Genomic DNA, 9,910 nt, shown 5'->3' with positions numbered 1-9,910 from the left:
CCGACGGCGCAGATGGTCGCCATTCAGGAGGCTTTGAAGCCGACGGCGCAGATGGTCGCCATTCAGGAGGCATTGAAGCCGACGGCGCAGATGGTCGCCATTCAGGAGGCTTTGAAGCCGACGGCGCAGATGGTCGCCCTTCAGGAGGCATTGAAGCCGACGGCGCAGATGGTTGCCCTTCAGGAGGCATTGAAGCCGGCGGCGCAGATGACCGCTATTCTACAAGCGCTGAACCCGACGGCGCAGATGGCTACGATTCTAGAAGGGCTGAAGTTAGAAACGCGTTAATCACTTCGCATTGATCCTGCCTGGATTAAAGCCCCTCTCTGGCACTCGTTAACGTCTACTTCGCCGATTGCTGCCCCGTACCAGGGGCAGCTCTGGGTCGATCGCTACCTTAGGGCTGGACGTCTGCATCACGAATTGGCTTGAGCACTATGCTCTCGTCTACCAATTCTATGGACAGGGAATCACCAATGTTGAGGCCCATGCATTCGAGGATATCGGCAGGGAGGTCAATGATCACATCCCCCGAACCATCACCCGGGTCTTGGCATTTCACGGTTATCCGCACAGATTCATTCATAGGGGCAGTACTTTATGGGCGAATGAGGGAACCTCCATCCTACGCCCACATGCCCCCTACTGCGTAATCGACCCACGGCGAATGCCGGACGCTGGGGCCCCACGCCCTCTGAAGTTAAGCGGACCGAGGGCCAGTGACGTGCCCCGATGTAACGTGCGTGAGACCGCGGCCATTCATCAACTGTGATTGACTCGCGTGTTACCTTGAGTAGTCTTCTTGTTGAGGACTGCAACTGCGCATTCGTCGGGACTGGGATCCAGCAAGCCCCCCCGGCATTTTTGGCAGCAGAGAAAGCTGGTTTCTCTGAAGTAGTGACGACGGGCTAGCCTGTCGGATTCTGAACCCAAGGTCTCCGGGCTGGGAGCTAAAGGATCGCTGCGACTACTCCTCAAGCCTGACGAAAAGGCACCTCCTGGGTGCTTTTTTCAACTCTTGGTTTCGAATGCAGCTGTGTCAGAGCATTTGAGAAATGCGGCAGGCGACTACTACCTGGAGCTCCATGCGCATTTAGGGCTCGGCGAGCAGACCTTGGCATCCGCACATGTAGCACCTTCCCAACCAGTGGCAGCCTGGCGTAAAAACGCCCACGTCACAGTAGATGTGAAGCGGGCGTAGTTCTCTGCAGTTCTACAGGTCTGGCGGAGCTCAGAATTGCTCAGGCAGCATGTGATACAGGCTCTGGCTACCAGCTTTGATGCTCGCTTCCAGTGACAATGTACGAGGCAGTATGCGCTGGAAGAAGAAATCGGCGCCGGCTAGCTTGGCACTGTAAAACGCAGGATCGTCATCCATGCCTTGTTGTGCCACTGCGGCCATGCGCGCCCACATGTAGGCATACGCAGCCAAACCAAGCAGGTGCAGATACTCAACCGCAGACGAGCTGATTAAGTTGGGCTCATCCGCTGCACGTCGCATCAGCCAGTGAGAGGTGTCATCCAGGCGCTGAATAACTTCGAGCAACGCCCTGCGATGCAATGGAGCTTCAGCGCTGAACAAGCGGATCTCACTGGTGAACAGTGCCAGGGATTCACCACCGTCTGCCAACACTTTGCGACCGAGCAAGTCGAGTGCCTGGATGCCGTTGGTACCTTCATAGATTTGGGCAATTCGCACGTCCCGCACCAATTGCTCCTGGCCCCACTCGCGGATGTAGCCATGCCCGCCATACACCTGTTGGCCAAGCACGCAACTCTCCAAACCGTTGTCAGTGAAGAACGCCTTGGCCACCGGTGTGAGCAGCGCAACCAGGCGCTGAGCTTTCTCGCGCTCACCGGCGTCCTGGGCATAGCGGGCCAAGTCAAGCTGCTGGCCAACGTAAGTGGAAAACGCACGGCCACCCTCAGTCAAGACACGCATGGTCAACAACATGCGGCGGACATCGCCATGTTGGATGATCGGATCGGCGATTTTGTCCTTGGCTTGCGGGCCAGAGGCGGCGCGGCTTTGCAGGCGTTCGTTAGCGTAGCGTGCGGCACTCTGGTACGAAGCTTCGGCACAACCAATGCCCTGGATGCCGATGGACAGTCGCTCGTAATTCATCATGGTGAACATAGCGGCCAGCCCCTTGTTTGGCTCGCCCACGAGATAACCGACGGCATCGTCAAAGTTCATTACGCATGTGGCCGACGCCTTGATTCCCATCTTGTGCTCGATCGAGCCGCAGTGGGCACCATTGCGCTCGCCCAGGCCACCGCCGGCATCAACCATGTACTTGGGAACAAGGAACAGCGAAATTCCTTTCGGACCCGCGGGCGCATCAGGCAGCTTGGCCAACACCAAATGGACGATGTTTTCAGTCAAATCCTGTTCGCCGCCGGTGATGAAAATCTTGCTCCCGCTGATCCGATAACTACCGTCAGCTTGTGGCTCCGCACGCGTGCGGATCAAGCCCAGATCGGTACCGGCATGGGGTTCGGTCAGGCACATGGTGCCCGCCCAGCGACCTTCGTAGATTGGAGCCAGGAATGTCTGCTTGAGGGATTCACTGGCGTGGGCGTCGATCGCCAAGCAACTTCCCGCACTCAACGCCGAGTAAAGGCTGAAGCTGCTATCCGCGGCATACATCATTTCCTCGAACAGCACCGAAAGCATCTTCGGCATGCCCATTCCGCCATACTCAGGGTTACCGCCCAAGCCCACCCAGCCACCTTCGCGGTAGGTCTGCCAGGCTGCTTGGAAGCCGTCCGGCGTGGTCACATCGCCTGCGTCGAAGCGCACGCCCTGCTCATCACCATTACGGCTCAATGGAGCAATCAGTTGCCCTGTGATCTTGGCTGCTTCTTCGAGGATCGCGTCAGCCGTCTCTGCGTCGACGCGCTCGGCCAATGCTGGCAAACGGGCCCAGATCGCCGGCCCCTGGAAAACTTCATGAAGAACAAAGCGCATGTCGCGCAGCGGTGCGTTGTAATCGGTCATTTGTGAGCTCACCGTTCAGAGGGCATTTGCCCGCACGCAAGGAAAATTAGAGGTGTTGCAGAAGAGAACTTGGGCAGGTCGCTTAAGGAAAGGCAGGAAAAAAGACTGACCCCCAACGTCAGTCCAATGACGCCGGAGATCAGTAAAGGTACTGCCGTTCAGATACTCGCCAAGCTTTGAATCTTGATGAACTGGCTCATGAAGTAGCCCAGTCGCTCCAGACCTTCCTTCAATTCATCAACTGATGCTGCATACGACAAGCGGACATGCTCGGCTCCTCCGCACTGACCGAAATCATTGCCGGGTGTCAGTGCGACATGCGCCTCTTCAAGCGCCCGCAGACAGAACTCCATGGCGCTCAAGCCAGTGTGGGCGACGTTGAAGTAGACGTAGAACGCACCATCGGGGAGGACCGGCACTGGAAGCCCGATCCGCGCCAAGCCGTCCAGTACCACCGTGCGTCGAACTTCGAGCTCAGTGCGGCGCTGCTCACAGATCGCTATCGTCTCAGGGCGGAAGCAGCTCAATGCGGCATGCTGAGCCAAGGTGGAGGGACAGATGTAGTAGTTCTGCGCCAACCTTTCCATGACTGGCACCATCTCCGCGGGTACCACGCACCACCCTAATCGCCACCCCGTCATACCGAAGTACTTCGAAAAGCTGTTGATCACGATGGCATCCGGGTCGACGGTAAGTACTGTCGCTGGGGCCCGTCCATCAGGGCCCCTGTCTGCGAGCCCCAGATAGATCTCATCAACGATCCGCCATGCACCATTGGCACGAGCATGACTGCAGATCGCCGAAAGCTCTTCCAAAGGCACTGAAGTGCCAGTGGGATTACCTGGCGTGGCAATCATCAGTCCTCGAACTGCTTCGGACCAATGAGCCTGCACGAGCGCTGCATCGAGTTGGAATCTGGATGCTGCAGTCGTAGGCACCAGTTCGACATCTGCTCCGTAACCAGCGAGGAACTGCCGGTTACAGGGGTAGGACGGGTCACCGACCAACACCTTGTCGCCTGGGTTTACCAGGGCAGCTGTTACCAAGAGCAGTGCCGCTGAGGCTCCCGCCGTCACGACGATTCGTGATGGCGAGATGCTTACTCCGTAAGTGCTCTTGTAGTACTGGGCGATGGCTTCACGTAGCTCCCACAAGCCTAGAGCCGAGGTGTAGCCCATTGGCGTCCCTTGCAGCGCAGCCTCCATCGCCTGAACAACAGGGGCAGGGGCGCCAAAGTCGGGTTCGCCAATGTTCAGCTTGATGACATTCGCTCCATGTCCCTCAAGCACTGCCGCACGCTGGCCAAACTCCATTGCCAAGAATGGTTGGATGGACAGTGCTCTATCGGAGAATCTCATGCGGGTTATTCCTTACTGCTTTTCGAAGACAAGCTTTGATCAAGGACGTCCCACCGCTTGGCCGCCTGTTCCATAGCCTGCATCTTGACGTGACCAAAGCCGCGGACGCCTTCTGGAATCTGAGCAATCTGAGCAGCGATGTTCATGTTGCACAGGGCATTTGAGGACGTCAGGGTCTCCACGAAGGCGACGTAACGGTCTCGCCAAGCGCGCTCCTGCTTACGCTCCTCGTTGCGGCCAAAGACATCGAGCGGGGTTTCCCGTAGCCACTGCATGCGAGCCAGGGCTGCCATCGGCCAGCGAATCCAGCTACCGAAGGCGCGCTTACGCACGTTTTCGCCCACGCCGAGGGCTGGCGGGGCCAGGTGGTAGGTCAGGCGAACATCATCCCCAAAGTTCGCAGCCAGGGATTTCTTGAAGTTGTCGCCTACCAGCAAACGCGCTACTTCATACTCATCCTTGTAGGCCATGACCCTGAACAGCTGAGTGGCCACGGTGGTCGCAACCTGTTCAGGCAACACGCTCGCCGCACGCTTCATCAGCGCGTTGTATTTCTTGGCGTAGGCGGTGTTCCAGTAAACGTGCAGACGATCAGTACGGTCTTCGATCAACTCGTCCAGTGTCAGCGGTGCTTTCTTGGCTTGTTGCTCGCCAAGCAGTTGTTGCACCAGGGACGGATCGGCTGCCAGGTGACATCCAATCCGGAAGGCTTCCAGGTTTTTGGCGACCGCGGTCTTGTTGAGCTCGATCGCTTTCTCAAGGCTCTCGCGGGACACTGGTACCCGGCCAAGCTGCCAGGCCATGCCGAGGAGCATCAGGTTCGCGAAGATCGCATCGCCTAGCATCTGGGTGGCGATCTGCGCCGCCGGCAGCGTTACCAGGCGCCCTTTGTCGAGGCGAGCTTTCAGACGGCCGAGCAGGTCATTCAATGGAGTGAACCAGTCGCGTGACTTGATGAACTCGGAAGTCGGCGAGCCGTCTTCGTTGACGATGGCCAAGCCCTCTTTGCGCAACCGCGAGAGTGTTGCGCTGCTGCCCGATACGACCGCATCGGCACCGATCAGCAAATCACACTGGCCTGCAGCGATCTTGGTGGCGGAGATTTGATCGTCCGAGGTAGCCAGCTGCACGTAGGAGTAAACGGTACCGCCCTTCTGGGCCATACCTGCCATGTCCATGACTCGGGCTGCCTTACCTTCCATGTGCGCAGCCGCACCCAAAAGTGCGCCGATAGTTACAACACCGGTACCGCCGACACCGCCGACGATGATCCGGACGGGGCCAGACATGGTCGCGATCTGTGGGGCCTCAGGCCATCCCTCAAGCGTTGATTTAACCGCCGCCGGACGCTTGATGTCGCGAGTGTGTACGGTGACGAAGCTCGGGCAGAAGCCCTCGACGCAGGAGAAGTCCTTGTTGCAAGAGCTCTGATTGACCTGTCGTTTAGTACCCAGGGCAGTCTGAACGGGCTCAATGGACAAGCAGTTCGATTTCTTCGAGCAGTCACCACAGCCTTCGCAGATCTCGCTGTTGATGAAGATCCGCTTGGCAGGGTCAGGGTATTCGTTGCGCTTACGGCGCCGACGTTTCTCGCTGGCACAGGTCTGCGCATAGATGAGGGCTGTAACGCCGGAAATCTCGCGCAACTCACGCTGTACGGCATCGAGCTCGGTGCGGTGGCGGATGGTTACACCGGGGGCAATGCCGTCGCTTTCTTCAAGCAGCCCAGGTTCATCCGTGACGATGATTTGCTTGCCTACGCCCTCGGCCGCCAGTTGTCGGGTCAACTGCGCCACGCTCAACTGACCGTCGACATGTTGACCGCCTGTCATGCCAACCGCGTCGTTGTAGAGCACTTTGTAGGTAATGTTTACCTTTGCCGCGACCGCCTGGCGGATGGCCATATAGCCCGAGTGGAAGTACGTGCCATCGCCAATGTTGACGAAAACATGAGACTCGTTGGTGAAGTGTGCTGCACCAGCCCAGCTGGCCCCTTCACCACCCATGTGGGAGAACGTTTCGGTACCCCGATCCATGGTGAGGGACAAGAAGTGGCAGCCGATACCGCCAAGCGCACGGCTACCTTCCGGTACCACCGTAGACGAGTTATGCGGGCATCCGCTGCAGAAATAAGCTTTACGTTCCGCAATATCAAGGACGCCGAGGGACTCCTGCTCGGCCGTCAAGACCTTCTCCAAGCGCTGCTCGATGAGCTGACGCAGATCCTGCGGGAGTTCCATCCGCAGGAAGCGCGCAGCGAGCATCTTGGCGATCGGTTCTGGTTGCAGTTCGTAGTGGCTGATCAGTGGTGCATCAACAATCGGAGTGCTCCACTCACCCAAGCCATCAGCTGATTTGCCCACAACGCGAGGGCGCAGCGCATCAGGCAGCGCGTACAGCTCATCCTTGATCTGTGCTTCGAGGATCGCCCGCTTTTCCTCGACTACGATGACTTCTTCAAGGCCAACGGCGAATTCACGGACGCCGTGAGGCTCAAGTGGCCAGATCATGCCTACCTGGTAGAGGCGAAGGCCCAGGCGACTGGCCGTCTCGCCCTCAATACCCAGGATTCGCAACGCCTCGACAGTATCGAGATAGCCCTTACCACTCGACGCAATGCCGATCCGTGGGTTCGGAGTGTCCCAAACCACGCGGTTGATTTGGTTAGCACGCGCATAGGCGAGCACTGCCGGGAGGCGGTGCTGGTAGAGCCGTGCTTCCTGGTCTAGAGATCGATCGGGCCAGCGAATATTGAAACCGCCGGCGGGCTGAGAGGGAAACTCCGGGATGACGGGTTGTACCCGGGCCGGATCGACATTGACTGATGCGGACGTCTCGACGATTTCACTGACAAGCTTCATCGACGTCCAAACGCCGGTGCAGCGGGACAACGCCACTGCGTGTACACCGAAGTCGAGAATCTGTTGAACCGAGGTTGGATAGAAGATGGGGATGCCGCAGCCCATCATCACATGCTCGGATTGGTGTGGAATGCTCGACGACTTGCAGGAGTGGTCATCGCCATAAAGGGCTACAACACCACCCAGCGGGGCAGTACCAGCGAGGTTAGCGTGGCGAAGTGCATCGCCCGAACGATCTACACCCGGCCCCTTGCCGTACCAGAAGGAGGTGACGCCGTCGAATTTGCCCTGCCCGGCCAGATTGACCTGCTGGGTGCCCCATATCGCAGTGGCGGCAAGGTCTTCGTTCACACCGGCTTGGAAAACCACGTTGTGGGCTTTCAACAGCTTGCCAACCTGCCACAAGGCACTGTCGTAGTTACCTATCGGTGAACCGCGATAGCCACTGATGAAGCTGGCGGTCTTGTGTCCCGCCTGCGTGTCTCGGCGCATTTGTTCAAGGGGCAGGCGCACCAGCGCCTGGATGCCACTCATGTAGGCTGTGCCAACGTCGCTCACGTATTTGTCGTCGAGCGAAACCTCTTTCACAACCACGGCGATCTGGCGGTCTTTCTCTGCAGTACCCATCATCGGCGTCTCCTTATTCTTATATGAGCCACGGCCGTCAGGCCGAGCGTGCCGGGCTGTTCAGGCAGCCTCTGGCAACAGGGGGAGCAAGCTTCGGTGCAAACCGTTTTCTGATTGTTGGGAACTGCCGCTGATGCAACAATGTGGGGAAATGGAAATGATATTTACGTAATGCGTAAAAATTTAGAGAGTGGGGTTCTGCATGCCATGCGTGCATTTCTCTGCGTTATCGACAGTGGAAGCTTCACGGCCGCATCGGAACAGATGGGGATCACGACTGCCCAGGTTTCAAGGCTGATCACCGAGCTTGAAAAAAGGCTGGGGGCCAAGTTGATGCAGCGCACGACTCGTCAGCGCGTACTGACTGATGTCGGTGCTGACTACTTGGAGCGATGCCGGGAGGTGGTTGCACTGGTGGATGAGGCAGAGGCTCATGCCGCCGGTACCACCACGAAGCCTGAGGGCAGGCTGAGGGTGCAATGCATGGCGAACTTCGGTCAGCACTACGTGGCACCGGCGATGGCCGATTTCTGCGCACGGCATCCACTGCTCACCGTGGAATACACCACTTCCCAATACGTACCCGATCTGTTGGCTCGCGGGGTCGATGTGAGCCTCTATCTTGCGGAGGCGCTGAGCGACTCGGCGCTTGTCTCCAGACGGTTGGGCACCACGTTCTCGGTGCTTTGCGCATCCCCTGCGTACCTGGAGCGACACGGTGTCCCTCAATCGCCCGATGAACTGCAGAACCACGCCTGCCTGCGCTTGGTGAACCCTTCAATTACTCCTGATTGGCACCTCACGGACGGCTCGACCCCAGGAACGCCAATGACTGTGAATGGCCCTCTGATCGCAGACACGCCGGAAATGCTCCTCGACGTAGTACGTCGCGGCGCTGGCATTACCTTGCTTCCGCTGTTTTCTGTGATCGATGACGTGAAGTCGGGACGCCTCAAGCGTGTGCTGCCTGGCTGGCGTTCTCCCGACATTGGCGTATATGCGTTGCGACCGTCGCGGCAATTCCTGGACGCTCGCACTCGGGTATGGCTGGAGTGGGTGGAGGAGCGAATCTCACCCCAGATAGAGGCCGACGCCGCGTATTTCTCCTAGGACGGTCAGGTCCAGAATGGGCGAGTTTCCCAGCCGGGAACCAATCCCAGTACAGACGTGGTCAGGTTCGCTTTGGCAAAAGTGGCTACGGGCAACGTCGCCATCAATGCCTTGAAGCGGTCCTTCCAATCCGAGGTCGGGTCAATCTGTGCCAGTAATGCCTGAACCACAACCGCTCTGGCGAACATGCGTCCGCGGTCTACATGGGGTGGGAATTCAGCATTGATTGACTTGGCGTACTTTGGCGCACTTGCAGTGATGGATGCGTTCCAGAGTCGTCCGTGGTGTGCACACACATTGCGCAGTAAGGTCAGGCTTTTCAGCCATGTCACCAGGATCGATTCGTCGTAGCCGAATTTCGTTGCAATGGCCTTGCGATGATCCAGGTGAAGGTCGGTAAACAGACGGGAAATCTGGCCGATGGTCATCGCTTCGACGACCGCCCACACTGGGGGCAGCGCCGGAGTGTTGTAGTTCGCATAGTAGTGAGAGAGGGAAGCGTTGTCCTTCTCCCTGAGACCCAGAACCTGACGCAGAAAATCTCGCTGGGCCTGCGAATTGTTGAAGTTAACTGACTCAAGGTAGAAATGCGGGCCGCAAGTCTTGTCTAGCGCAAGCGTGTTGGTGATTGCCGCTCTGAACGCGACCTCGATCCGGTCAACCGCATCCAAGAAAACCAGGCGCAGTCGTCTGTCGAAGTCGTACAGCTTCAGAACGTCGTCAAACTGAACATGGGGATGGAATTTCTTCTGGGCATCCTGAAGCGGGCGCATGTAGATCAGCAATCGGTAATAACCGATGAATTCGAGCGCGTTGAGGGATGCTTTCGTCTGCTTACGGGTACCGAGGCCCTTCTTGCGAAGGTGGGTAAGCAATGCGTTGGGGGATTTGGCCGGCTTGGAATACAGCACGGGAGCGAGCGGCATGCCAAGGCTTCCTGCGAGCATGTTCTA

At 58.0% G+C, this 9,910-nt stretch carries 6 protein-coding genes and 1 pseudogene; 2 read left to right on the top strand and 5 right to left on the bottom strand.

Annotated elements, in window-relative coordinates; translation table 11 throughout:
- Window positions 1–288: pseudogene (locus tag ACIP1G_RS14220) on the top strand (hypothetical protein); the annotation flags it as partial.
- Window positions 289–397: 109 nt separating this feature from the next.
- Here ACIP1G_RS14220 and ACIP1G_RS14215 read toward each other — a convergent pair.
- From ACIP1G_RS14215 to ACIP1G_RS14200, 4 genes are all read right to left on the bottom strand, one after another.
- The gene (locus ACIP1G_RS14215) at window positions 398–586 is read right to left on the bottom strand and encodes an AbrB/MazE/SpoVT family DNA-binding domain-containing protein (RefSeq protein WP_400737914.1); all 189 of its coding nucleotides are present in this window, start codon (window positions 584–586) and stop codon (window positions 398–400) included.
- Between the two features lie 645 nt (window positions 587–1,231).
- Window positions 1,232–3,001 carry an acyl-CoA dehydrogenase C-terminal domain-containing protein gene (locus ACIP1G_RS14210; protein WP_400737912.1) on the bottom strand — a complete coding sequence of 590 codons (1,770 nt, stop codon included), beginning with the start codon at window positions 2,999–3,001 and terminating at the stop codon, window positions 1,232–1,234.
- A 158-nt stretch (window positions 3,002–3,159) separates the two neighbouring features.
- Complete coding sequence (locus tag ACIP1G_RS14205) at window positions 3,160–4,359, bottom strand: aminotransferase class I/II-fold pyridoxal phosphate-dependent enzyme (protein ID WP_400737910.1); 1,200 nt, start codon at window positions 4,357–4,359, stop codon at window positions 3,160–3,162.
- A 5-nt stretch (window positions 4,360–4,364) separates the two neighbouring features.
- Entirely contained in the window at window positions 4,365–7,850 is a 3,486-nt protein-coding gene (locus ACIP1G_RS14200; protein WP_400737907.1) for an indolepyruvate ferredoxin oxidoreductase family protein, read from the bottom strand.
- A gap of 168 nt (window positions 7,851–8,018) precedes the next feature.
- Here ACIP1G_RS14200 and ACIP1G_RS14195 point away from each other — a divergent pair, with 168 nt between their 5' ends.
- Window positions 8,019–8,957: a LysR family transcriptional regulator gene (locus tag ACIP1G_RS14195; protein WP_400737904.1), complete on the top strand. Its 939-nt coding sequence runs from the start codon at window positions 8,019–8,021 to the stop codon at window positions 8,955–8,957.
- 5 nt (window positions 8,958–8,962) lie between these two features.
- Here the strand turns inward: ACIP1G_RS14195 and ACIP1G_RS14190 are convergent, their stop codons facing one another.
- Window positions 8,963–9,883, bottom strand: a complete 921-nt coding sequence (locus tag ACIP1G_RS14190) for an Abi family protein (RefSeq protein WP_400737901.1) — start codon at window positions 9,881–9,883, stop codon at window positions 8,963–8,965.
- Window positions 9,884–9,910 lie beyond the last annotated feature (27 nt).

This window comes from Pseudomonas sp. NPDC089392, assembly GCF_044749595.1.
Lineage (GTDB): Bacteria > Pseudomonadota > Gammaproteobacteria > Pseudomonadales > Pseudomonadaceae > Aquipseudomonas.
Note: the sequence above shows the minus strand (reverse complement) of the source record. Positions and strands in the feature narration are given on the sequence as shown.